Here is a 23,574-nt window from a genome sequence, read left to right as displayed (position 1 = left end):
ATGTGATCGTTTCTCCCAGGATGACAGATTCCGCACGGTCGTACCAAAATACGCTCCATCGAACGTAGCAATCCTTCAACGTTGCACACCCCTCGTCAGTGGAGAAGCGATCGGTGAACGCGCATTCAATCCGGCTCATGCCTTGCAGGCCCACGATGACCCCGCGCTCGCCAACGCTCCTGCGCCCCCGCGCGGGCCCCGCCCGGCGCGCACGCCGCGCCTGAACGCCATACCTCCAGTGCCTGAAATACTCGGCTCCTGAGCGAGCCTCGGGCCTCTTATTGCCTGAAGCGGCAGCACGCACGTCTAACGTACTTTCACTATCCACCCCAACCCAAAGAAAACGTTAAGGATGACGAAATGTTACAACGCGACAACCTGGGCATGAAACGGCTGGCTCGCTGCCTCGCGGCGGCAGGCTTGATGGGCGCGGCGGGTGTCGCGAGCGCGCAGAGCAGCGTCACCCTGTACGGCATCGTGGACGGCTCCCTCCTCTATACGAGCCACACGATGAACATGCAGACCGGCCAGAACGCCGGTCATCAGTTTTCCTTCACGGACAGCGGCATGACGGGATCGAACTTCGGCATGCGCGGCACCGAGGATCTGGGTGGCGGCCTGCACGCGATGTTCGCGCTCGAAAGCGGCATCAGCATGGCCAACGGCAAATTCAACAACTCCAACGGCAACTTCTTCGGCCGCCAGGCGTGGGTGGGCATGGAAAGCCCTTACGGCACGGTCAAGGCCGGTTTGCAGTACTCACCGTTTTTCCTCTCGCTCTACCAGACAGACCCGCGCGGCATGTCGTACTTCGGCAGCGGTCTCGTGAGCTACGTGGACAACGTCTATGTCACCGGCCTCTTCAACAGCAATGCGCTCACCTACACGTCGCCGGAGATCGCCGGCATCCAGGCGGCGGGCATGTTCGCCATGGGCGGCGCGGCGGGCGACTTCCAGGCGGGACGTCAGTATTCGGCAAGCCTGCGCTACCACATCGCGGGCTTCACGCTGACCGGCGCGCTCTATAGCGGCAACGCAGGCGGCAGCGCGGCGACCACGCCGATTCCGAGCACGGTGGAGTTCGTGGGGCGCACCATCGGCGCGAGCTATCGCTTTGCGAATTCGCTCACGATCTCGGCTTCCTACGCGCTCTACAAGGTCTCGCAGTCGTTCGACAACAGCGTGTATTCCGGGGGCCTGAGCTACATGGTCATGCCCTGGCTCAACGTCGACGCGGGCGTCTGGTACACGCGCGACGGCAACGACAGCAACAATCACTCGATCATGGCGTCGAGCGGCGTGCAGTTCTTTCTTTCCAAGCGCACGACGCTTTACGGCCAGGTCGGCTACGTCAACAATCACGGGCACATGGATACGGGCCTGTCGATCAACAACGCCCTGTATGAAGTGGCGGGTTCGACTGTGGGCGTGAGCCTCGGCATGCGGCACATCTTCTGACGCGCCCGCGCCGCGGTGGCTACCTGAAATTCCGGGGGATTGGTCATTTCGGCGCGGCGCTCGCGCGCCTAACATGGGTTCCGCCGCGCCATCAAGGCGCACTCAAGAGAAGGAACGACCATGCCGCCGCGCCACGACCTCCACATCCCGCGCCAGAAGCACACGCGCCGCCTGCCATCGCTTCGCGCCTGGATTGGCGCGGGCGTCATGCTGTTCGCGGCGCAAGCCGTGCTCGCGCACGATGCCTCCGGTGAAACGATCCAGCCCGTGCTGAAACAGGCGGTGCCCGAGGCCGTGGGCAAGAACGTGCTGATTGCAACCGTGACGTTCGCGCCCGGCCAGACATCGGACCCGCACATGCATCCCGGCTCGATCTTCGCCTACGTCACGCGCGGCCATATCGAATCGCAGCTCGAAGGCGCGCCGCCGCGCACCTACGGCCCAGGCGAGGCGTGGTACGAGCCGCCCGGCGCGCACCACATCCTCGCGCGCAACGCGAGCGCGACGGAGCCTGCGCAGATCGTCGTGTTCGCCATCGCCGGCGAGCACGACCCGATCAAGAAGCCAATTCCGAAGTGACTACGCCGCGAGAAGACGCGCCGCTACGCGCTCTCGCGCCACGCGCAAACCTCGCCTCTGGCCAGTTCGCGCTGGCCCAGCACGAAATCCACCCCTTCCGGCGCGGGCGCGTGGAGGCGTTGCTCGCCGAAGTTGAAGGCAAAGCACAGTCCACCGCGACGGCTCAGGCGCAAGCCCTCGGGCAAGCGCTGCGTTTCGAGTCCCGCGGCACGCGCCGCGTCGCCGAACACGGCCAGATGCAGTTCATGCGATAACCATGCCGCGGCGTAGCGCACGCGGCCATGCGCCAGCAGAGCGGGCCAGCCGTCATCGAACTGGGCTTCCACGCGCGTGGCGCCATTGGCGCGCACGTGATCGCGCCAATGCTGCGCCGCGCCCTGCACGCCGTTGATCGCAACCGTCGGCGCGAGCGTGGGTCGCAACGACTCGGCTTCGAGCACCTGCAACGGCAGCACGCGTTGCAACGCGCCGGGCGGCAAGTCGCCGGGAATCGCGAAATGCTCCGTTTTCGATCCGCTGCGCGGCCCGAACAGCCATTGCCCTTCGTTGCGTTCGATTTGAGCGACGAAGGCGTCGTCGATCACGGCGAGCGACGGCACGACCACGAGCCGATACGCGGACAGATCCGCATGGCGCGAAACGATATCGACATCGAGCCCGTGCTCGCGCAGCGCACTGTAGTAGTCGAATGCGAGCGTCTGATAATCGAAGCTCGCGCCGTGGCGCTGGATCTCGAACATCCACTGCGTCTCGTAGTCGAACACGAGCGCCACGTTTGCGCGCCCCGCCGGCGCGAGGTTGCGTAGCGCGGCGCTCCCGGCGATCTCGCGCGCGGCCTGCTCCACTTCGCGACCGCCCGGCGAAAGCTCGTTATTCGGCAGATTGAGGCCCGAATGCATCTGCTCCTGCGCATAGGGGCACTGACGCCAGCGGAAATACGACACGAGCTCGGCCCCATGCGCAAACGCCTCGTAGGCCCACAAGCGCACCATGCCCGGCGCCGGCACCGGATTGAACGGCGCCCAGTTCACCGGCCCCGCCTGCTGCTCCATGACCCAGAAGCGTCCGCCGCCGATCGCCCGGTAGCGGTCGTGATCGAACGCCGACACATCGGGGTGCGCCGTGCGCGCATAGCGGGCCTTCTGCGCCTCCGGCAAGCCGATCACTTCGGTGCGGGCGATCGGATAACTGTCCCATGTCGCCACGTCGATCGCCTTGTCGGCTGCGAACCGGTAGTGATCGAAGGTCGTGAAAAAGCCCATGAAGTTGTGCAGGATGTCCGCTTTCGGCGCGTGGCGTCGCAGCACGTCCGCCTGCTCGCGATGAAAGCTCGCCACTTCGTCGGACATGTAGCGGCGAAAATCCAGGTGATGCGCAGGGTTCGCGTCGGTGGGCGTGCGCAGCGGCAGCCCGACCGCCTCGAACGAGGGATATTCCATGCTCCAGAACACGTTGCCCCAGGCCTCGTTCAGCGCTTCGATCGTGCCGTAGCGCTCGGCGAGCCAGACCTGGAAGCGCTGCTGCGCGGCGGGCGACCAGCTCGGCACGGTGTCGTGGCAGCCCAGTTCGTTGTCGGTTTGCCATGCGACCACGGCGGGATGCGCGCCATAGCGCTGCGCCATCGCCTCGGTAATGCGCACGCAATGCGCGCGATACGCTTCGCTCGCGATGTCGTAATGGCGGCGCGAACCGTAGTTCCAGCGCGTGCCGTCCGCGCGCATGGCCAGCATGTCGGGAATCGCGTCCACGAGCCAGCGCGGCGGCGCGGCCGTCGGCGTGCCGAGCACGACCTTGAGCCCGCGCGCCGCGAGCGTTTCGATCGCGTCGTCAAGCCAGTCCCACGTGTACACGCCCGCGCGCGGCTCCATGCGGCTCCAGGCGAATTCGCCAATGCGCACATGCGTGATGCCGAGTTCGGCCATGCGCCGCGCGTCGTCGGCCCACATCGTGCGCGGCCATTGTTCGGGGTAGTAGCAGACACCGATTTGCATGAGTGACAATCCGCCTTGCAATAACGTCAGGAATACGAAAGAGAGGAAAAAGAACCTTCGGCGCCGCGCAGCCGGGTCATCCCTTGCTGGCGCCGAAGGTGAGCCCCGCGACAAAATGTTTCTGCATGGCGAAGAACATCAGCACCGAAGGCAGCGCCGCGAGCACGGAGCCCGCCGCCACGAGATTCCACGCCGTGGTCCACTGCCCTTTGAGCGCGGCCACGCCCACGGTGATCGGCGCGGCGTCGTCGCCTTGCGTGAGGCACAGCGCCCAGAAGTAGTCGTTCCACACGAACGTGAATACGAGAATGCCGAGCGCGGCAAGCGCGGGCCGCACGAGCGGCAGCACGATGCGCCAGTAGATGGCCCACTCGCTCGCGCCCTCCACGCGCGCCGCCTCGATCAACTCGAACGGCAACTGCTTGATGAAGTTGCGCAGGAACAGCGTGCAAAAGCCAGTCTGGAACGACACGTGAAAGATGATGAGCGCCCACACCGTGTTGTAGAGCCCAAAGCGCAGCGCCATGTCGCGCACCGGGATCATGAGAATCTGGATCGGCACGAAATTGCCCGCGACGAACGCGAACAACACGGCCGTGTTGCCGCGAAAGCGATAGGTGGAGAGCGCGAAGCCCGCCATCGAAGCGAGCGCGATGGCGCCGATCACCGAAGGCACGGTGATCAGCACGCTGTTCGCGAAGTAATGGAGCATGGGCGTTTGCGTGAGCGCCGCGCCGTAGTTCTCCAGCAGCGCGAAGTGCCTCGGCCAGCCCCAGTAATCGCCCTGCTGCAATTCGTCGGTCGAACGGATGGAGGTGACGAGCACCGCGAGCATCGGCAAGAGCCAGATAACGAGCGCGAGGGGCAGGGAAATCTTGTAGAGCACGCGATTCGCGGGTTTCCAGCGATCGACGGGAAGCGGATACATGAGCGGCGACTCCGTGAAAATCGGCGAAAAGATCAGCGTTCTTCGCGCAGCATGCGGCGCAGATGGAACACGATATAAACGAGCATGATGGCGAACAGCACGACGGCAATCGATGCGGAATAGCCTTCGCGGTAGTATTTGATCGCCTGGTCGTACATGAAATACGCAAGCACGGTTGAGCTGTCGAACGGGCCGCCGCCGCTCATCACGGCGATCAGGTCGAAGCTGCGCAGCGCGCCGATCACCGTGAGCACGATGGCCATGAACGTGGCCGGGCGAAGTTGCGGCAGCACGACGTGCCAGAACAGCCGCCAGCCCTTCGCGCCTTCCATGCGCGCGGCCTCCACGATCTCGGGGTTGATGGCCGTGAGCCCCGTGAGATAAAGCACCATGCAGAACGGCGTTTGCGGCCACAGCGCGGCGAAGATGATGCCGTAGGTCACGAGCTTGGGGTCCCCGAGCACGGGTATGCCGTGGCCGACAATCATCTTCAGGAGCCCGAAGGTCGGATCATAGAACCATGAAAACACGAGACCAACCACCACGCCCGAAAGCACGAACGGTGCGAAGAACAACGACTTCACCATGCGGATGCCACGCACGTGCTGGTTCAGATACAGCGCGAACGCGAGCCCGAGCGGCGGCGCGAGCAGGAACAGCACGAGCCACAGCAGGTTGTTCTTGAGCGCCGTGTAGAACGTGTCGGTGTGAAACAGCTCGACATAGTTGGCGAGACCGACGAACGTCTTCGCGGTCATGCCGTCCCAGTTATAGAAGCTCAGCGTAATGCTGCTGAAGATCGGGTAGACCACGCACAGTGCAAAGAGCGTGCAGCCCGGCAGCAGGAAGAAAAGCGCGGCGCGATTCTGCTGCCGTCGCACGCTGGAGGCGCGACGCTGCCGCGCGGCCCCGATGGGGCGCGCCAGGGTATCGGACATGGAGTAGCCTCGCCGGTGTTCGAACGAGGCGCGACGGGCGGCGCAATGCGCCCGCCGCGCCACGGCTTTACTTGTGGTAGATGCGTTGACGCGTCGTTTCGAGGCGCGCGAGCAGCGCGTCGATCTGCGACGGATCGCTGTAGAACTGCTGCATGGCCTTCATGCCTTCGTCGGCCATTTCCTTTTGCATGTCGCGGTCATAGAACTGCGCAATGCCCCCACGCGTGCTCGCGAGCGTCTGGAAGCCAACCTTGGAGATGGGATCGTCAGGCTCGGCGGCCTTGTTGTTCGAAGGCAGTTGCCCCCAGCCTTGTGCGAGTTCGGCGTTGATCTTCGGCGTTTCCATGAAGGCGAGCAGGCGGCGCGCGTCGGCCTTGTTTTTGGCCTTCGCGGGAATCAGCAGCACGTTCACCGGGCCGTCCTCGGCCGTCGGCACGGCCGGATCGATGATCGGGAAACGGAAGAAGCCCACGTTCTGCTTCATGTTCGCCGGGAAGCTGGCCGAAAAGAACGTGCCCATCAGCATCATCGCGGCCTTGCCGTTAACGAGCACGGGCGCGATCGAATCGACGTCGTAGGACAGCGCGTTCTCCATGAAGCAGTGGTTGTCCATCAGCGCCTTCCACGTCGTGTACACCTTCTTCACGCGCGGGTCGGTATAGGGAATCTGACCGGCCATCAACTGCTGATGAAACTCGTTGCCATTGATGCGCAGGTCCAGATAGTCGAACCACGCGGCCAGCGTCCAGCTATCTCGCGCGGCGACGGCAATGGGCTGCACGCCGATGGCGTTGAGCTTCTTGCAGGAGGCGAGCAGTTCGTCCCAGGTCTTGGGCTCCGACTTGATGCCCGCCTTCTCGAACAGGTCCTTGCGGTAGAAGAAGCCATAAGCGTCATAGCCCAGCGGCGCGGCGTACTGCTTGCCGTTCCACGTGGACGCGCTCTTGACGGCCGCGTACTGCTCGTTCCAGCCGTTCTTCGCCCAGTCGGCCGAAAGGTCTTCGAGCAAGCCGCGCTCGGCGTAGTACGCCATGCGCTCGCCGTCATGCCACGACACCACGTCGGGCGGGTCGGTGGCGAGCCAGCCGCCCATCTGCACCTTGTAGGCTTCCTCGGTGATATAGGAGACCTTGAGGTCGACGTCGGGATTGGCCTTCTTGAACTGGTCGAAGGCGTCCTGCCATGTGGAGCGCTGGTTGGCGCGCGCCGAAACGTTGACGTTGAGCGTACCGGCGTCGGCGGCCGTGCTCGTGAACGCCGTCGCGGCAACGACCGCAATAGCCGCAACCACCGCCGTTGTGCGGGCCCAGCTACCGAAAACTGTCGAGCGATTAGAGGACATCTGTTGTCTCCTGCTTTGCCTTTGTAGGCTGACGGCGCTCCCGCCGCCAGGCTTGGTGACCCGCTCTGATGGCGGGGTATAGCGAAATCAGGCCGGCACCGGCGCAAGCGCGAGCCGCCGCCGCGCCACGCCTTCGGCGTCGAACAGGTGGCATGCCTGCGGCGGCACGTGCACGCGCAGGCGCTCGCCCACGCCGATGGGCGAGTCGGCCGGCGCTTTCGCGACGAGCGTACCCGCCGCATGGTCCGCGTGCAGATAGCTATGCTCGCCCAGACGCTCGGCCAATACCGTTGCGCACGCAATCGACTGGTCGTCGCCACCCAGGCGCAGATGCTCGGGCCGCACGCCGAGTGTGACGGGCTGGCCGCGCTGCAAGCCGCGGCCTTCCACGCAAGCGAGAATCGACTCGCCGCCTTGCGCGAGCGTGACGCGCACGCCGTCTTCGTCCACCGCGTCCACGGTCGCATCCATGAAGTTCATGCGCGGCGAGCCGATGAAGCCCGCCACGAAGCGCGACTTCGGGTGATGATAGAGATCGAGCGGCGCGCCGCTTTGCGCGACGCTGCCGTGGCGCTCCATGTCGGCGCCCGCGTGCAGCAGCACGATGCGGTCGGCAAGCGTCATCGCCTCGACCTGGTCATGCGTCACGTAGACCACGCTCGCATCTGCGAAGCGCTGATGCAGCCGCGCGATTTCGACGCGCGTATGGCTGCGCAGGGCGGCGTCGAGATTGGAAAGCGGCTCGTCGAACAGGAACACGCCCGGCTCGCGCACGATCGCGCGGCCGATGGCGACGCGCTGACGCTGCCCGCCCGAGAGCGCCTTGGGGTGGCGGTCGAGCAGCGCTTCGAGTTGCAGGCTGCTCGCGGCATCGCGCACGCGCCGCTCGATTTCGGCCTTCGGCAGCTTCGCGATCTTCAGACCGAACGCGATGTTCTCGAACACCGTCATGTGCGGAAAGAGCGCGTAACTCTGGAACACCATCGCCACGCCGCGCTGCGCGGCGGGCACATCGGTCACGACGCGCGAACCGATGCGCAGCTCGCCTTCGCTCAACTCCTCCAGCCCCGCGATCATGCGCAGCAGCGTGGACTTGCCGCAGCCGGAAGGCCCGAGGAACACACAGAACTCGTGATGCCCGATGTCGAGATCGACGTCGCGGACCACCGGCGGGTGGTCGCCATAGCGTTTGCTAACGCCCGAAAGCTGAATTGTCGCCATGCTGTAGCCTCGCGATTTAAGCGCTTAAATTTCACGCCGAAAATGAACCGAGGCCCTTGCGTGGCGGGCATTTAACCGCTTAAATTCGAATCCGGTACAGTCACGCATTCGTTGTCTCCGTTGATGTTGTGCGAGAAAAGTAGCAACCCTGCCGCAGCATTGCAACATTTGAATTAGCTTCCCTGAATGTGGGAAAGGCTCGTCATGGTCACCTTGTCTGAAGTCGCGAGGCGCGCGCGCGTTACCGCGGCCACTGTTTCGAACGTGCTGCGCAACCGCGAAAAGGTCCGGCCTGAAACGGCCGAACGCGTGTTGCAGGCCATTGCCGAACTCGGCTACCGGCCCAATCTCAATGCGCGTGCGCTGGCGCAGGGGCGCTCGTCCACGCTCGCGCTCATGCTTTCGAACATCGCCAACCCGTTCTACCCCGAGTTCGTGCTCGCCGCCGAGCGCGCGGCGCGCAAGGCGGGCCATTTCCTGATGGTCTGCAACACCGACGACGATGCGCAAATCGGCCGCGCGTACCTGAACCAGATCGCGGGCACCTTCGCGGACGGCGTGCTCGTGATGAACACCGACATCGCCATGAACGAGCTATGCATCTCCGCGATGCAGAACGGCCCGATCCTGCTCGCGATGTGGGAGCACCCCGAGAAGCCGCCCGCGCTGCCGTGCGTTGCCGTGGACTTCGCACGCGCGGGCGCGCTGGCCGCGCAGCATCTGCTTGAGTTGGGACACCGAAATATCGCCATGTTGACAGGCGACGGTTGCGGGGGTTTGCAGGACGCGCGTTCGGACGGGTTTCGCGCGAAGCTGCTAGAGGAAGGCGTGGATCTCGCCACTTTGGCGCAGTTGCAGGTGCGCGACTCGATCGACTCGGGCTACGCGGCCTGCCAGCAATTGTTCGCGCAGCACCCGCGCGTCACCGCCATCTTCGCGACAAACGACCTGCTCGCGATTGGCGCGATCCAGGCGCTGGTGAGCATGGGCTGCGCCGTGCCCGACGATGTGTCCGTGATCGGCATCACCGACATTCAACTCGCCCACCAGATGCGCCCCGCCCTTACCACGGTCGCGATCCAGACCGAAGCCGTGGCCGAGCTTTCGATCCGCAGCCTGATCCGTCTGATCGACGAGCCGGACAAGCAGCCGCCGATGGTGCTCGGACCGCCGCCCGAACTCGTCACGCGCATGTCCACGGGGCCGCGCCGGCGGCGCGCGCGCGGCTGAGGAGACTCACACCGGCGCTTTGCCGTCGGCCTCGCCCGTTTGGCCCGTTTGGCCCGTGTCACCCGCCTCGGGCGCGGTCTCTTCCGCATCGGCATCGAGCATGCGCATGGCCGCCTTCTCGGCGTTGAGAACGTGCTGGCGCGCGAGTTCCTGCGCCTCGTCCGCATTGCGCGCCTTGAGCGCCTTATGCAGTTTGTCGATTTCGCGCAGGCTGCTCGGCAGCCGGTCCGGATGCATGAGCGAGGTCGCGCGCAACAGGTTCACGCGCGAATAGAGGCTGTTCAGAATCTCCTTCACGAGGCTGTTGCCGCAGTTGTCGAGCAGCACGTCGTAAAGCGCCGTTTTGGCCTTGAGCACCCCTTCCTGGCTTTGCGCCGTGGCCTGGGTGCGCAACGCCTTCGCGGCCGCGCCGAATTGTTCGATCATGGCGTCGCTGGCGAGGCGGGCGAATTCGTGGGCGGCATAGCCTTCGAGCAGCGCGCGCAGCGCGTAAAGCTCGGCGGCCTCCTCGCGCGACATGACCGCCACCACGGGCCCCTTGTGCGGCACGTTGCGCACGAGCTTTTCCGCCTCGAGCTTGCGCAGCGCCTCGCGCACCGACGTGCGGCTCACGCCCAGCGTTTCGCACAGCTCCCGTTCGATCAGGCGCGCCCCTGGCGCAAAGCGCCCGCTCATGATGGCCTGGCGCAGCACGTTTTCGACCTGATGACGCAGCGTTTCAGGCCGCACCAATCCGATATCAGTCGACATTATTGTCTTCCCGTCCGACAAAAATCCAGTCGCTATGATACTGCACCGCGGGCCATTTCCGATATCCGTCGCCGCCCTGCAACACGAGGCGGGGCGCGCTTGCGGGGCTTTTTTTCAGGCCGGCTTCACGCCCGCCCTTCGCGATGCCGCTCCCATGCCGCTTCGAGCAGCGGCGCGCCCAGTTCCGCCCCATGAATGCCGGTCGTGCTCACGATCTCCAGCAGTTCCATCAACTCCTGCGCCGTCGCCCCATAGCGCAATGCGTTGCGCATATGGAGCTTGAGCCCTGGCACGTAGAGGTGTGTGGCGGAGGCATCGAACGCGCAATACATGAACTCCTTGACCTTCGGGCTCAGCACACCCGTGCGCCACGGCACCGAGGAAAACGCGACATAAGCCTCGAAGAGATCGGGATCGAGTTCGAGCAACCCCTCCCACGTGGGATGCCAGTAGCCGCGATTGGTCTCGAACGCCGCCTTCAGCGCGCGCTGCCGTTCGTCGAGCGCGGCCGGCCCATTGCGCAGGCCCTCCTCTTCGAGCACTTCGAGCAGCACGGGCACGCCCACGTTGCTCGTGTGAATGCCGATCGTGCTCACGAGTTCGAGCACTTCCATCAACTCCTCGCGCGTCGCGCCGCACGCCAGCGCCTCGTCGATATGGTGCGCCACGCCGGGCGCGTAGAGTTGCGTGGCGCACGCGTCGGCGGCGAGCGCGATGAATGCGCGCACTTTCGCGTCCAGATGATTGCGCCGTTGCGGCACGCCTGAAAACGCCACGTAGGCGTCGACGAAGCCCGCGTCGAGGCGCAACAGGCTCTCCCACGCCGCGCTCCACATGCCGTGCACGCGCACGAAGTCCGCCTTGATCTGCTGCGGGTCGCGCGCTTGTGCGGGTCCTGCGGATCCTTCTGCTGGTTTCATTGCGCCCTGTCTCCCGGTCGCGAGAGTTTCGATTCGATGGCGGGACGCATCGCGCTGCGCGCCCCGCTCATGCACCCATCAAGCGCGTATCAACGCGCTTTCTGCCCCTGCGGATAATCGCCTTCCGTCACTTCTTCCTGCCAGGTCGCCTTGCCGAGCGAGGTGGCGACATGCACCATGTAGCTCGCATCGCTCGCGCCGTGCCAGTGACGTTCGTTCGGCCCGATGAAGACAATGTCGCCCTGGCGGATTTCCTGCGGCTGCTCGCCTTCCTTGCAGATCCAGCCCTTGCCCGCCGTGACCTGGAGCACCTGGCCGTGCTCGTGCGTATGCCAGTAGGTGCGCCCGCGCGGCGCGAAAAACACGGTGTTGATGGTCACGCCGTCGGTGGGCGGCATGACCGGGTCGGCCCAGACCGTGCCCGAAAACGTCGCGCCGCGCTGCTCCGACATGCCGCCTTCCGCCCTGCCGTGAAATACCTTCATGCTGCTTTCTCCTTGTTTCGTTGTCCTTCATGGAGGCGCACGCCGCCCGACACATCGCCGATGGCGTCCACCACCCGGTTGCTGATCACATCGCCATAGCCAAGCGCCGTGCCGAGACCGAAGCTCGCGAGCGGACCCGAGGCATTGAGCGACACCACACCCAGTTCGCGCGCGCGATCGACGTAGAGCACGACATCCTTCGTCATCAGCTTGCCCGTGAGGCCGCCTTCCAGATAGTCGCCGTCGACGATCTTCGGAAAGCGGTTGAGCGTGGCGAAGTTCACGCCGCTGCTGCTGTTGAGCACGTCCAGCAGCAGGTGCAGGTCGAGCCCGGCTTTCTTGCCCGCCACCATCACCTCGGCGCTCGCCGCAAGGCTCACCGCATTGAGGAAGTTGTTGAGCAGCTTGGTCGTGTGGCCTGCGCCGCTCTCGCCCATATGCGCCACCTTCGCGCTGATCGGTGCGAACGCCCATTGCAGCGCCTGCACGGCCTGCGTCTCGCCGCCCACCATGAGCGTGAGCGCCCCCTTTTCGGCCGCCGCCGCGCCGCCGGAAATGCCCGCGTCCACGTACTGCACGCCGCGTTCGGCAAAGCGCTGCGCAAGGCGGATCGTCGAGCTTGCCGCAGCCGTGCTCAGGTCCACCACGATCTGGCCCGCGCGGCAGTGCGCGAGCACGCCGTCCGCGCTTTCCACCACGGCCTCGACCACCTTGCTATCGGGCAGCGACATCATCACGACGTCGGCGAATTTCACGGCCTCGGCCACCGTGGCGGCGGGCTGCGCACCCGTGGCCTGCACGCGCTCGCGCACGGTGTCGTAGCCAAGCACCTGGATGCCGGCATCCACGAGACGCCGCGTCATGCGCCCGCCCATATTGCCCAGGCCAATGAAGCCTATGCGCTCCTTGTTCATCGCTTTCCTTTCCTGTTCAGAGAGACAACGTCATTAGAAGTCCACATCTTTCGTTTCCGGCCCCATCAGCGCGCCGATTGCGCCGATCAGTCCGCCCACGCAAAGCAGCGCGACCGGCGTGAGCCGCAGCGGCATGAAGGCGCTCAGGCCGTCCATGTAGAACGCGTAGAACGACGGGATGATCACCGAGAGGCTGAAGCCCACGCCAAAGCCCGTAGCCCGCACGTCGGTCACGAATCGTTCGTTGATGTAGGTGACGATCACGCCCCAGGGCGAGGTGACGATCACGGCCAGTACGCACGTGAGCGCGATGATGGCCGGCAGCGTGAGCCCTTCGACGTTCGCGAGCACATAGAGCAGCCCCGCGCCCACCGTGGCGATGACGGGCCCGAGAATCACGAAGAAACGCCGCCGCCCGATGCGCTGGCCGATCATGCCCGAGGCGATATAGCTGAAGAACAGCACGAAATACGTGATCATCAGCGTAAGCGTGATCTCGAAGCCCGTGAGATGCAGCGTCTTGAAGAGCAGGCCCGTTGGCAGGAAGATCGTGATGATGTTCTGCGTGAGCCAGAAGCCCGTCATCATCACCAGCACCTGCAAGAGGCTGCGCCCGCTCTTGCCGCGCAGCAGGTCCGTGAGCGGCAGTTTTTCGGGTTCGGCCGCCTTGTCCGCCGCTTTATCGGCGGTCTCGCTCTTCCAGATTTCCGACTCGGCCACCTTGTGCACGTAGTAGAGCGCGAGCAGGCCGGCCAGCACCGAACCCAGCACGAACGGAATGCGCCAGCCCCATTGCGCATAGGGCGAATTCACGCCGTTGAGCGGAAAGAGCGCGAACATCAGCATGGCCACGAGATTGATGGACACGTAGGCCGCCGGAAAGCCCGCGATGATGAAGCCACCCACGAAGCCGCGCTGCGCCTTCTTCGAATACTCGATGGCAAGCGGCATGGCCCCGGTGTAGCCGCCGCCGAGAAAGATGCCGTCCACGAAGCGCAGCAGCACCAGCAGCCAGTACGACGCGACGCCAATGCTCTGATAGCCCGGCAGCAACGCGATGAGCAGCGTCACCACGCCAAAGCCCGACACCGACCAGATCGACGCCTTGCGGCGGCCCACTCGGTCCGCGACCATGCCGAAAATCAGCGCGCCCACCGGGCGGCCGAGCAGCGTCGTGATGAACACGAGCGAGGCGAGGATCGTCTCCATGCCGGCCGTGAGATGCGGCGGCTGGAAGAACGCGAGCACCGGCGAAAGCACCACCACCGGCAGGTAGATGTCGAACATGTCGATGTATTCGGAGAAGAACGCGCCCTTGATGGCGTTGCGCCGCTTCGCCTCGATCGACTCCTCGCGCTCGGCCTCTATGACGTCGGTTGCAGCCAGGGTTTTCATCTTTGTCTCCAACTGATATGGCGCACCGTGCGGCGCGCATGTTTATTCGATGGGTGCGCGCTTCGCTCAGGCCGTGGCGGTTTCCGCCTCATAGGCCTTGATCGCCTCGCTCGCCACGCGAAACGCAGCCAGCGCGAGCGGCACGCCGCAGTAAATCGCGGCCTGCATGAGCACCGCGCGAATTTCTTCCTTCGTCACGCCGTTGCGCAGCGCACCCTTCACGTGCACGGCGAGTTCGTGATGCTGGCTCATCGCGGTGAGCATGCCGAGGTTGAGCATGCTGCGCGTCTTGAACGGCAACGTGGTGTCGCCCCAGATATCGCCCCAGCAGCACTCGGTCACGTATTGCTGCATCGGGCGGTTGAAATCGTCGGCATTGGCCCACGACTTCTCCACGTGCGCCGCGCCCAACACTTCCTTGCGGTTTTCGAAGCCGGCTTCGAAACGCTCGTTGTTTTCCATGTTCGGATTCCTCACTGTTTCCTGATTCGTTCAATCGATTTGCCGCCCGTGTCTTCCCGGAAGATTGTCGGACAAGACGGCAAGGCAAAAAAATTTTCGACCTGCACGGTCACGGCGTGCCGTAGCCCACCATCGCCTTGGTTTCCAGGTACTCGCGCAAGCCCGCCTCGCCCCACTCGCGGCCGTTGCCCGAGCGCTTGTAGCCGCCGAACGGCGCGGCAAAGTCGGCACTCGGGTAGTTCAGATGCACGCCGCCCGCGCGCAGTGCGCGGCCCACCTTGCGGGCACGCTCGATATCGCCCGACTGCACGTACGCGGCAAGGCCGTACTCAGTGCCGTTTGCGATGGCGATGGCTTCCTCTTCGCTGTCGTAAGCCATCATCGAAAGTACCGGCCCGAAGATCTCTTCGCTTGCGATCGTCATCTCCGGCGTGACCTGCGAAAACACCGTGGGCTTCACGTAATAGCCGCGCTCGAGGCCCGCCGGCTTGCCCGCGCCGCCGGTGACGAGCCGCGCGCCTTCGTCGATGCCCTTCTGGATCAGCGCTTGCACGCGCTCGAACTGGTTGCGGTTCACGAGCGGCCCGAGTTGCGTGGCGGGGTCGTCGGTGGGCCCGAGACGGTAGGCTTGCGCGGCGAGGCGGGCGATGTCCTCGGCGTCGGCAAGCAGACGGCGCGGCACGAGCATGCGCGTGGGAATCGAGCACGACTGGCCCGAGTTCGTGAAGCACGCCGCCACGCCGCGCGTGACGGCTTCCTCGAGATCGACGTCGTCGAGCAGGATGTTCGGCGACTTGCCGCCCAACTCCTGCGCCACGCGCTTGACCGTGGGCGCGGCCGACTGCGCCACCAGCACGCCCGCGCGCGTGGAGCCCGTGAACGACACCATGTCGATGCCGGGGTGACTCGCGATCGCCTCGCCCACGCCGGGGCCGTCGCCGTTCACGAGGTTGAACACGCCGCGCGGCAAGCCCGCTTCGTGGAGCACTTCAGCGAACAGCAGCGCGCTCAGCGGCGAATACTCGCTGGGTTTGAGCACCATCGTGCAGCCCGCCGCGAGCGCCGGGGCGATCTTCACGACGATCTGGTTCACCGGCCAGTTCCACGGCGTGATGAGACCGCACACGCCGATCGGCTCCAGCACGACGCGCGTGCTGCCGCGCTGCTCCTCGAATGCAAAATGCTCCAGCACCTCGATCAGCGTGTTCAGATGCGCGGGGCCGCGCGCGGCCTGGCCGCTGCGCGCAAACGTGATGGGCGCGCCCATCTCGCGGCGCATCAACTCCGCGAACGCGTCGTAGCGGCGCTCGTAAATGCGCACCACACGCTTGAGCAGGTCCACGCGTTCGCCCACGCTCGTGGCGGACCACGCGGGCAAGGCGCGGCGCGCGGCAGCCACTGCGCGATCCACATCGGCGGCATTGCCCAATGCGAGACGTTCGATGCGCTCCTCCGTCGCGGGGTCGATCACGTCGAACCAGCGCGCGTCCGCTGGCGCGACCCACGTTCCGTCTATATAAAACGCGCCCGTTTGGACTTCGATTGACATAAGCACTCCAGATCGATTCGTTCAGTCCGCTTTGCCCGGCAGCAAGCGGTACAGCTCGGTGTGGTCGGTCGCGGGCGTCGAGCGTTGCGCGGCCTCGTCCCAGAGCGTGGCGCAGGTCGTGCCGAGCACCATTGGATAACCGACCGACTGCGCGAGCGCGCGCGCAATCTTGATGTCCTTGTTCATCAACTGCAACGCGAAGCCCGAGCCGAACGTGCCGCTCAGCATGAACTGCTTGACCTTGTTTTCCGAGGTATTGCTGCGCCCCGACGACGCATTGAGCACGTCGGTCATCACACCCGGGTCGATGCCGAAACGCTCGGCCACATGCAACGCTTCCACCGTCGCCGCCAACCCAGCCGCCGACACGTAGTTGTTGAGCGCCTTCGCCGCGTGGCCCGCGCCGGCGCCGCCGATATGGAGCAGGCTCTTGCCCATTGCCCCCAGCAGGGCATGGCAGCGCGCCGCGATCTCCTCGCGCCCGCCGATCAGGATGGCGAGCGTGCCATCCTTCGCCTTCTTCACGCCGCCCGAAACGGGTGCGTCGAGATACGCGAGCCCACGCTCTTCGAGCACGGCGCCCAGCTTGCGCGAGCGCTCGGGTTCCGACGAACTCATGTCGATCACCACCGCGCCCGGCGCGAGCCGGCTCGCCCAGCCGCCTGTGCCGTCGCCCAGCAGCACGCTTTCCACGATGGCCGAATTCGGCAGCATGGTGATCAGCACGTCGAGTCCGGCGGCGTTGTCCGCGCCCAGGCGGCGGGCGCCCGTCTGCGCGGCAAGCGCATCGGCGCGCGCGGCGTCGGCGTCGTCGAGATAAAGCGTGTAACCGGCGTTGACGAGACACTGCACCATGGGTGCGCCCATCATGCCGAGGCCGATGAAACCGATATTCCGGGGTTCCCGCTTAGGTTCGTTCATCGCAGCGTCTCCTTAGCGCAGTGCTGAAAATGCGGTCGGCGTGAGAATATGGCTCTCGATGCGCTCGACAATAGGCCGCTCGGCTTCGCTCGCGGCACGCTTCGCGATCCATTCGGCGTCGGCCTGGAACGCATTCCACTTTTGCTCGCGCTCCGCGAGGCTCTCCCACTGCACCAGATAGGTCAGCGTGTGGTTGCTCTCGCCGATGAGCGTGGTCCAGAAGCCGATCTGGCGAATGCCGTACTTCTCGAAGAAGGCCAGCGTGGTGGTCGAGAAGCGGTCGAGCAACGCCGGCAGACGCGTCGGCGCGCAGTGATAAATGCGCAGTTCAACAATCATCGGTTTCTCCGTGTAAATTTTGTAGCATTCCTTATTGCATGGCGATCGCCGGTCACATCAGGCGTCAAGCCCCTCGGTGGACGACCAGCGCTCGACATAGCGCACCAGCTCCGTCATGTCGCGCGCCGCGCCGTCCTGCATGGCCGCGTGATTCCAGACCTGGCGCGCGATGTTACCCACCCACATGGGCACGCCCAGCGCCTGGCATTCGTCCACGGCCAGGCCAATGTCCTTGCACACGCTGCCCACCGGAAAGCCGAAGTCGAACGTGCGCGGCAGCACATGCTTCGGAAATTTGTCGAGCGTCGCGCCGTTCTTGCCGCTGCCCGCGTTGATCACGGCCATCATCACCTCCGGGTCGAGGCCGCCGCGCATGCCCGCCACGAACGCCTCGGAGGTGATCGCAAACGCCGTGGAGGAAAGCATGTTGTTGAGGAGCTTGAGCAGTTGCCCCTGCCCCGGCTGATCGCCCACGACGAATACCTTGCCGAGCACGTCGAACAGCGGCCGCACTTCGTCCAGCGCCGCGCCCACGCCCGCCGCCATGATCGCGAGCGAGCCTTTCGTCGCACCGGCCGCGCCACCGCTCACGGGCGCATCGACCGTTTCGATGCCGCGCTCGCGCAAACCCGCGGCCACTTCCTTTTCGATACGCGAACCGACCGTGGAAAGATCGACGAGGATCTTCACCGTCTCGCCGTCGCGCAGGCCGCCCGCGCCGAGCGCCACTTCGCGGAAGATCGCGGGCGTCGGCAGGCTCGTGAACACCACGCGTGCCCGGTCGGCCACTTCGTGCACCGATTGCGCCGCCAGCGCGCCAATGGCCGTGAGTTCCGCGACTGCCGCTTCATCGCGATCGAACACGATCAGCGCATGCCCTGCCTCGATGAGACGGCGCGCCATCGGCCGCCCCATCGTCCCGACTCCGATGAAGCCGAGCGGCGCGCCGCCCGGCTCCCTTGTTGCTTGCCCACTCGCCATGACTATCCTCGTTCCAGTGAAATGTCAGCTAATTCAATGTCATTGCGCTTGCGGCGCCTGTGCGAGACGCATCACGACCGCTGCGTCCGTGGCTGCGTCGAGCGTCCATAGTTGCGCGAGCAACGGCTCGGCCGCCACGCCAGCGCCGCCGTACGCCGCCAGTTCGCGCAATTTCGCTTCTAGCGCCGCGTCGTCCAGCGGCGCGGCGAGACTGCCGCGCGCCGCTTCGATGCGCTTCGTCACGCGTTCCCCGGTACGTAGCACCAGCGTCACCTCGGCGGACTCGACGGACCCACTGGCTTCGTCCGAGAAACGCAACCGCTTGCCGAGCGCGCGAATCTCAGGGTCGGCCACCGCAGCGTCGCTAAATTCCGCGAGTCCCGCGCGACCTCGTGCGAGCGCAATGGCAACCGCATGCTGCGCGCTCACCTGCGCCTCGCGGCCGCTACGCACATCCGGCCGATCGGTGCGCTCGCGCAGCAGCGGATGCCCGCGAAGCTCGACGGCCTCGATGGCGTCGAGCGCGCAGCGTGTTTCACGATGCAGCGCGAGACAGGCGTCGATCACCGGGTTGAGCACGACGCCGCACGGGTACGGCTTATAGGTGTTCGCGCGCAGCGCCCATTCGCGCCCCAGACCTTCGGTGATCGCATTCACATCGGGCCGTGACGCCGCGCAGCGCAGAAAACCGCGTTCGCCTTCGAGTGGCGCGTCGGGACCTGCGAAGCCCTCGCGCGCGAGCAGCGCCGCCAGCAAGCCGCCGCGCGCCGCGTTGCCCACGCCGATGCTTTTCGACATCGTGCCGAGCGTCTCCACGAGGCCGCCCGTTTGCGCCGATGCATTGCCGAGCGCCCAGGCGCTCTCGCGCGCAGCCAAACCCATTGCGCGCGCAACGGCCGCCGCCGCGCCGAACACGCCACACGTGGACGTGATATGCCAGCCGCGCTGATAGTGCTCGGGCGAAACCGCGTTGCCGATACGGCAAGCCGCCTCCACGCCCAGCACGAATGCCAGCAACAACTGCTCGCCACTCAACGGCGCGGTTTGCGCCAGGGCGAACAAGGGGGCGGCAACGGGCGCGCCCGGATGAATGATGGTGGGAACGTGCGTGTCGTCGAAGTCGAACACGTTCGCGCTCATGGCGTTGAGCGCCGCTGCGTTGAGCATGTCGGTGCACTCGCGACGGCCCACGAGCGAAGCGTGCTCGTTCGCGCTGAAGCGCCCATACACGCCCACGGCCTTCTCGATGGTGGGATCATGCGCGCCCGCGAGCGCCACAGCGAAGTAGTTCACCAACGCGCGCTTCGCCTCGTGGCGCACGTCCTCGGGCACGTCGGCCCATTGCGTCTGCGCAATGAATGCGGCTAACGTGCGCGTCACGCCCGCGTATTCGCGCATCTGCGGATCAGCCTGTCGATCAACCTGCAAGCCAGCCTCCTTCGATCGGCATCATCGCGCCCGTGATCTGCGCCGCCGCCGGGCCGCACAGAAACACCACGAGTTCGCCCACGTGTGCAGCTTCGATCAATTCGCCGGTCGGCTGCTTGCCCTCCAGAAACGCGCGCACGGCGGCTGTGCGCCCGAGCGAGCGCGCTTCCATCAGCTCGATGATGCGGCCGTCGATATTGGGCGTGAGCACCGAGCCCGGACAGATCGCGTTGCAGGTAATGCCCTGCTTGAGCGTTTCCAGCGCCACCGAGCGCGTGAGGCCCATGAGCGCCGTTTTCGTCGTCACGTAGTCCACGCGGTTCGCGACGGCGCGCGAGCCATAGACGGATGTCATGTTGAAGATGCGGCCCCAGCCGCGCTCGCGCATGCCGGGCAGCGCAAGCTGAATGGCGCGGAAGGCGGCCGTGAGATTGACCGCGAGCGCCTCATGCCAGCGCTCCACGGGAAACGCGCCAATACCCGCGAAATGCCGCACGACCGCGTTGTTGATGAGCACGTCGAGTGTGCCGAGCCGCTCGTGCGCCGCCGCCATCAGGGCATCGACACCGGCCACGCTTGCGAGATCGGCCTGCACGTAGCTCACGCGCACATCGTGGCGGCTCGCGATGTCATTAGTTATGCTTAGCATCTCGCCAGGAGCTTCGAGCCCATGCAGCACGACATCGCAGCCCGCCTGGGCCAGCGCCGACGCCATCGCGAGGCCGAGCCCGTTCGACGAGCCGGTCACGAGCGCTCCCTTGCCACGCATCATTGCGCGCTCCGCATGGGCGCGTCGAGCCGGACGATCCAGCCCTCGGTTTCGCGATCATGCGCGGGAAAGCGCGTAAGCACGGCCGGATCGTGGCCCGGTATCACTTGTGCCGGAGAACTCGCGAGGCGGTGTGCCGCTTCATAGCCTTCGAGCATGTCGCCCACGTTGTAGACGACTGGAAACGGCCGGTGCTCCTGCATGTTGGCGTAGAAGTGCGAGGCGTCCGAGGCCAGCACGACCCAGCCGTGCTCGGTGTGCACACGCACGATCTGCAAGCCGTTCGTATGGCCGCCCACCCAGTGCACGGTCAGCCCCGGCGCGATCTCCGACGCCCCTTCGTGAAACTGCACGCGACCATCGAAAAGACGCCCCACCATCGCCTTCACGTCTTCGGGCTCGAACGGGTGGCTGAGCGCGTGGTGACACATGCAGCGCCCGGTGCAGTACGCCATTTCGCGGTCCTGAACATGGTAGCGGGCATGCGGAAACAGGGCGTGATTGCCCGCGTGATCGTAGTGCATGTGCGTGATGATCACGTCCTTCACGTCGGCCGCGCGGATGCCGATCTTGCCGAGCCCCGCTTCGACCGTATTCGTGATCGTGCGGCCGCGCTTGTCCGCCATGGCCTGATCGAAACCCGTATCGACGATATACGTGCGCTCGCGCCCCACCACCGCCCACACGTAGTAATCGAGCGGCATGGGCACGTCGTGCGAGTCACCGCCGATGAAGTTGTGGAACGAGCGGCGCTCGAAGTGCGCGTACTTGACTGCGTAGATGCGGTAGTTCTCGATGGGCGATGACATGTCTCGGGTGTCCTTTCGTTGAATTTTTCCGTGTCGAAGCGCGGGCGAGGAGACGTTCAGCGCCGAAGCGGCGTGCGTGCGCGCATGACCGAGGTTCGATCGGGGGCCGGGATGCTGCCGGTCATGCGGTGCATGCGCTGTCTCCTGTTGTCCGGGCGCCTGAGCAGGCTTCGACCGGGTTGCATCGTGGCGCTCCGGTTGCCTTGCGTTGCCGGGTCGCTCTCGCGTGAAGCCGATTATATTCTTGTCATACAATCCGTCAAGAAGATAAAAAGCCATCACCGCATTCCAATAGTTGGATGAAAGTGAGTGAAAGCCACATGACAGCCACGAAATTGAGACGTACGGTAAAGTCTCGCCCCGAAAGCGCGTTAAATTTGCGCTATGTCAAATCTTCCGGGGCACTCCGGTAGGGCTGACGTGTTGATGGTCCGGATTTTCGTTCCGCGCTGCGGTGTCTGCCGGGGGGTACGTGGCAAGCAGCGCGCGGCATTCCGTATGCCAGGAACACCATCATCCGAGTCGTGCGGCCTGCAAGGCAGCCTGAGAGAACCGAGAAAAAAATGATCACTCTGGATAAAGAAGCGCCCCCGAAGACCACGGGGCTACTACCGGCGGCGCTGGCCGACACCCAGCTCGACCACGTCGAACGCATGGTCCAGTACTTCACCCGCAACGAAGGCGCCGCCGTGAGCGGCTTCGACTACGCCTACTGGCGCAAACGCCTGCGCGCGGTCGCCGAAACCTACGATCTGGTGGCCACGCAGCGCAGGCGCATCGTCGGCCTGCTCGACCATCTGGAGCGCGAGGCGCTCCTCAGCGTCGCGCCGACCGAGCGGGCCTGATCCGCTTATCGTCCGTTTCCGCGTGAGTCACGCGCCGTTGCGCTCGACAGGAGCGCTGCGAGTGCCGACAATGAAAGCCCGCATCCACTCCCGCCCGTTGCCGGCGCGGGAGCTTGCAATTCGTCGGCGTGCTCCCGCTATCCATGCAAACTCCCAATCTCAACGATCGATCCTTTGACACGCTCATCGTCGGCGCGGGCTCGATGGGTATGGCCGCCGGCTACTACCTGAGCCGGCTTGGCAACAAGGTGCTGCTGGTCGACGCGGGCGATCCGCCTCACGACCAGGGCGCGCATCACGGCGGCACGCGCCTCATCCGCCACGCCTACGGCGAAGGCGCGGCGTATGTGCCGCTCGCGCTGCGCGCCCAGCAGCTTTGGGAAGACCTGGAGCGGGAAACCGGCGCAACCCTCTTCGCACGCACCGGCGTGGTCAATATCGGTTCGCCCGACGATCCCTTCCTGCGCGAGGTGCAGCGCAGTGCGCAGCGCCACGGGCTCGCGCTCGAAACGCTCGACGGTGCCCAGGCCAGCCAGCGCTGGCCCGCATGGCAACTCACCGCCGGGCAGATCGTCAGCTTCGAGCCCGACGCGGGTGTGCTTTACTGCGAGCGCGCCATTCGTGCATATCGCGAGCTGGCCTGCGCGCTTGGCGCAACGCTGCGCACCGGCACACGCGTCACGCGCCTTGCGTGCCATGGCCGGGAAAGCGTGAGCGTCTGGACCGACACCGGCGAACAGTTCTCGGCGCGCGACCTGATCGTGTGCGCCGGGAAATCGACGCAGCCTCTGCTCGCAGCGCTGGGCCTCGACGTTCCCGTCACCCGCGTGCGCAAGACCTTCGCGTGGTTCGAGCCCGCCGCCGGCCTCTTTGCGCCCGAGCGCTTCCCCGGCTTTTTCGTCGCCTCGGAGAACGGCGGCTACTACGGCTTTCCCGATCTCGACGGCAGCGGTCTGAAGCTTGGCCGCCATGACGGCGGCGAGCCCGTGGCGGTGGACGCCGCACTCGCGCCGTTCGGAGCCGAGCCCACCGACCTCGCCGACCTGCAAGGCTTCCTGCAACGCTATCTGCCGGGCGCGGGCAAACTGCGCGTGGGCCGCGCGTGCGAATACGACATGACGCCCGACACGCATTTCATCATCGACCGCGTGCCCGCCTGCCCGAACGTTCACGTCGCCACCGGTTTTTCGGGCCACGGCTTCAAGTTCGCGAGCGCGATAGGCGAAGCGCTCGCCGAGCGCATTACGCAAGGCACGAGCCACATCGATCTCGCGATGTTCGCGCGCAAGCGTTTTGCGTAGCGTGCGCGCTCGCGGCAAG

23 protein-coding genes are annotated in these 23,574 nt (G+C 65.4%); 5 read left to right on the top strand and 18 right to left on the bottom strand.

The annotated features are described in order from the left end of the window. Positions 1–384: 384 nt before the first annotated feature. Entirely contained in the window at positions 385–1,458 is a 1,074-nt protein-coding gene (locus C7402_RS40555) for a porin (RefSeq protein WP_112177270.1), read from the top strand. Positions 1,459–1,578: 120 nt separating this feature from the next. Then, positions 1,579–2,037 carry a cupin domain-containing protein gene (locus C7402_RS40550; RefSeq protein ID WP_116614550.1) on the top strand — a complete coding sequence of 153 codons (459 nt, stop codon included), beginning with the start codon at positions 1,579–1,581 and terminating at the stop codon, positions 2,035–2,037. A gap of 23 nt (positions 2,038–2,060) precedes the next feature. Here the strand turns inward: C7402_RS40550 and C7402_RS40545 are convergent, their stop codons facing one another. The 5 genes from C7402_RS40545 to C7402_RS40525 form a co-directional block, all read right to left on the bottom strand. After that, entirely contained in the window at positions 2,061–4,028 is a 1,968-nt protein-coding gene (locus tag C7402_RS40545) for a beta-galactosidase (protein ID WP_116614549.1), read from the bottom strand. Between the two features lie 76 nt (positions 4,029–4,104). Next, the gene (locus tag C7402_RS40540; RefSeq protein ID WP_116614548.1) at positions 4,105–4,956 is read right to left on the bottom strand and encodes a carbohydrate ABC transporter permease; all 852 of its coding nucleotides are present in this window, start codon (positions 4,954–4,956) and stop codon (positions 4,105–4,107) included. A gap of 32 nt (positions 4,957–4,988) precedes the next feature. Next, positions 4,989–5,894: a carbohydrate ABC transporter permease gene (locus C7402_RS40535; protein WP_112177246.1), complete on the bottom strand. Its 906-nt coding sequence runs from the start codon at positions 5,892–5,894 to the stop codon at positions 4,989–4,991. A 67-nt stretch (positions 5,895–5,961) separates the two neighbouring features. After that, positions 5,962–7,236 (bottom strand): ABC transporter substrate-binding protein, encoded by a 1,275-nt coding sequence (locus C7402_RS40530; protein WP_112177245.1) that lies wholly within the window; start codon positions 7,234–7,236, stop codon positions 5,962–5,964. An 87-nt stretch (positions 7,237–7,323) separates the two neighbouring features. Next, the gene (locus C7402_RS40525; protein WP_116614547.1) at positions 7,324–8,457 is read right to left on the bottom strand and encodes an ABC transporter ATP-binding protein; all 1,134 of its coding nucleotides are present in this window, start codon (positions 8,455–8,457) and stop codon (positions 7,324–7,326) included. A 204-nt stretch (positions 8,458–8,661) separates the two neighbouring features. Here C7402_RS40525 and C7402_RS40520 point away from each other — a divergent pair, with 204 nt between their 5' ends. Then, positions 8,662–9,687: a LacI family DNA-binding transcriptional regulator gene (locus C7402_RS40520; RefSeq protein ID WP_116614563.1), complete on the top strand. Its 1,026-nt coding sequence runs from the start codon at positions 8,662–8,664 to the stop codon at positions 9,685–9,687. A gap of 6 nt (positions 9,688–9,693) precedes the next feature. On the opposite strand, the gene C7402_RS40515 is transcribed toward C7402_RS40520, so the two are convergent. The 13 genes from C7402_RS40515 to C7402_RS40455 all read right to left on the bottom strand — a co-directional run bounded on the left by C7402_RS40515 (position 9,694) and on the right by C7402_RS40455 (position 21,409). Next, positions 9,694–10,437: a GntR family transcriptional regulator gene (locus C7402_RS40515; RefSeq protein ID WP_244315049.1), complete on the bottom strand. Its 744-nt coding sequence runs from the start codon at positions 10,435–10,437 to the stop codon at positions 9,694–9,696. 125 nt (positions 10,438–10,562) lie between these two features. Then, positions 10,563–11,357: a carboxymuconolactone decarboxylase family protein gene (locus tag C7402_RS40510; RefSeq protein WP_116614546.1), complete on the bottom strand. Its 795-nt coding sequence runs from the start codon at positions 11,355–11,357 to the stop codon at positions 10,563–10,565. An 89-nt stretch (positions 11,358–11,446) separates the two neighbouring features. Beyond that, positions 11,447–11,842, bottom strand: coding sequence for a cupin domain-containing protein (locus C7402_RS40505; protein ID WP_116614545.1), 396 nt, complete (start codon positions 11,840–11,842; stop codon positions 11,447–11,449). Then, positions 11,839–12,756 carry an NAD(P)-dependent oxidoreductase gene (locus C7402_RS40500; protein ID WP_116614544.1) on the bottom strand — a complete coding sequence of 306 codons (918 nt, stop codon included), beginning with the start codon at positions 12,754–12,756 and terminating at the stop codon, positions 11,839–11,841. The genes C7402_RS40505 and C7402_RS40500 overlap by 4 nt, the downstream gene beginning before the upstream one ends. Before the next feature lie 33 nt (positions 12,757–12,789). Next, the gene (locus C7402_RS40495) at positions 12,790–14,151 is read right to left on the bottom strand and encodes an MFS transporter (RefSeq protein WP_112177238.1); all 1,362 of its coding nucleotides are present in this window, start codon (positions 14,149–14,151) and stop codon (positions 12,790–12,792) included. A 66-nt stretch (positions 14,152–14,217) separates the two neighbouring features. After that, on the bottom strand, positions 14,218–14,613 hold the full coding sequence (locus tag C7402_RS40490) for a carboxymuconolactone decarboxylase family protein (RefSeq protein ID WP_112177237.1): 396 nt from the start codon (positions 14,611–14,613) through the stop codon (positions 14,218–14,220). A 109-nt stretch (positions 14,614–14,722) separates the two neighbouring features. Beyond that, positions 14,723–16,162 carry an aldehyde dehydrogenase family protein gene (locus C7402_RS40485; protein WP_116614543.1) on the bottom strand — a complete coding sequence of 480 codons (1,440 nt, stop codon included), beginning with the start codon at positions 16,160–16,162 and terminating at the stop codon, positions 14,723–14,725. Between the two features lie 21 nt (positions 16,163–16,183). Next, a complete protein-coding gene (locus C7402_RS40480) occupies positions 16,184–17,083 on the bottom strand; it encodes an NAD(P)-dependent oxidoreductase (RefSeq protein ID WP_116614542.1) in 900 nt (299 codons plus the stop codon). Between the two features lie 12 nt (positions 17,084–17,095). Further along, the gene (locus C7402_RS40475; protein WP_116614541.1) at positions 17,096–17,422 is read right to left on the bottom strand and encodes an NIPSNAP family protein; all 327 of its coding nucleotides are present in this window, start codon (positions 17,420–17,422) and stop codon (positions 17,096–17,098) included. A gap of 57 nt (positions 17,423–17,479) precedes the next feature. Further along, positions 17,480–18,403, bottom strand: coding sequence for an NAD(P)-dependent oxidoreductase (locus tag C7402_RS40470; protein WP_116614540.1), 924 nt, complete (start codon positions 18,401–18,403; stop codon positions 17,480–17,482). Positions 18,404–18,442: 39 nt separating this feature from the next. Then, complete coding sequence (locus C7402_RS40465) at positions 18,443–19,801, bottom strand: MmgE/PrpD family protein (RefSeq protein ID WP_116614539.1); 1,359 nt, start codon at positions 19,799–19,801, stop codon at positions 18,443–18,445. Between the two features lie 19 nt (positions 19,802–19,820). After that, a complete protein-coding gene (locus C7402_RS40460) occupies positions 19,821–20,603 on the bottom strand; it encodes an SDR family oxidoreductase (protein WP_224040043.1) in 783 nt (260 codons plus the stop codon). Beyond that, on the bottom strand, positions 20,600–21,409 hold the full coding sequence (locus tag C7402_RS40455) for an N-acyl homoserine lactonase family protein (RefSeq protein WP_116614538.1): 810 nt from the start codon (positions 21,407–21,409) through the stop codon (positions 20,600–20,602). Before C7402_RS40455 ends, C7402_RS40460 begins: the two co-directional genes overlap by 4 nt. Positions 21,410–21,972: 563 nt before the next feature. Here C7402_RS40455 and C7402_RS40450 point away from each other — a divergent pair. After that, a complete protein-coding gene (locus tag C7402_RS40450) occupies positions 21,973–22,254 on the top strand; it encodes a hypothetical protein (protein WP_112177231.1) in 282 nt (93 codons plus the stop codon). A 143-nt stretch (positions 22,255–22,397) separates the two neighbouring features. Then, on the top strand, positions 22,398–23,555 hold the full coding sequence (solA, locus tag C7402_RS40445) for an N-methyl-L-tryptophan oxidase (protein ID WP_116614561.1): 1,158 nt from the start codon (positions 22,398–22,400) through the stop codon (positions 23,553–23,555). Positions 23,556–23,574: the final 19 nt, after the last annotated feature.

The sequence above is a fragment of the Paraburkholderia unamae genome (assembly GCF_003096875.1).
GTDB lineage: Bacteria > Pseudomonadota > Gammaproteobacteria > Burkholderiales > Burkholderiaceae > Paraburkholderia > Paraburkholderia unamae.
Note: the sequence above shows the minus strand (reverse complement) of the source record. Positions and strands in the feature narration are given on the sequence as shown.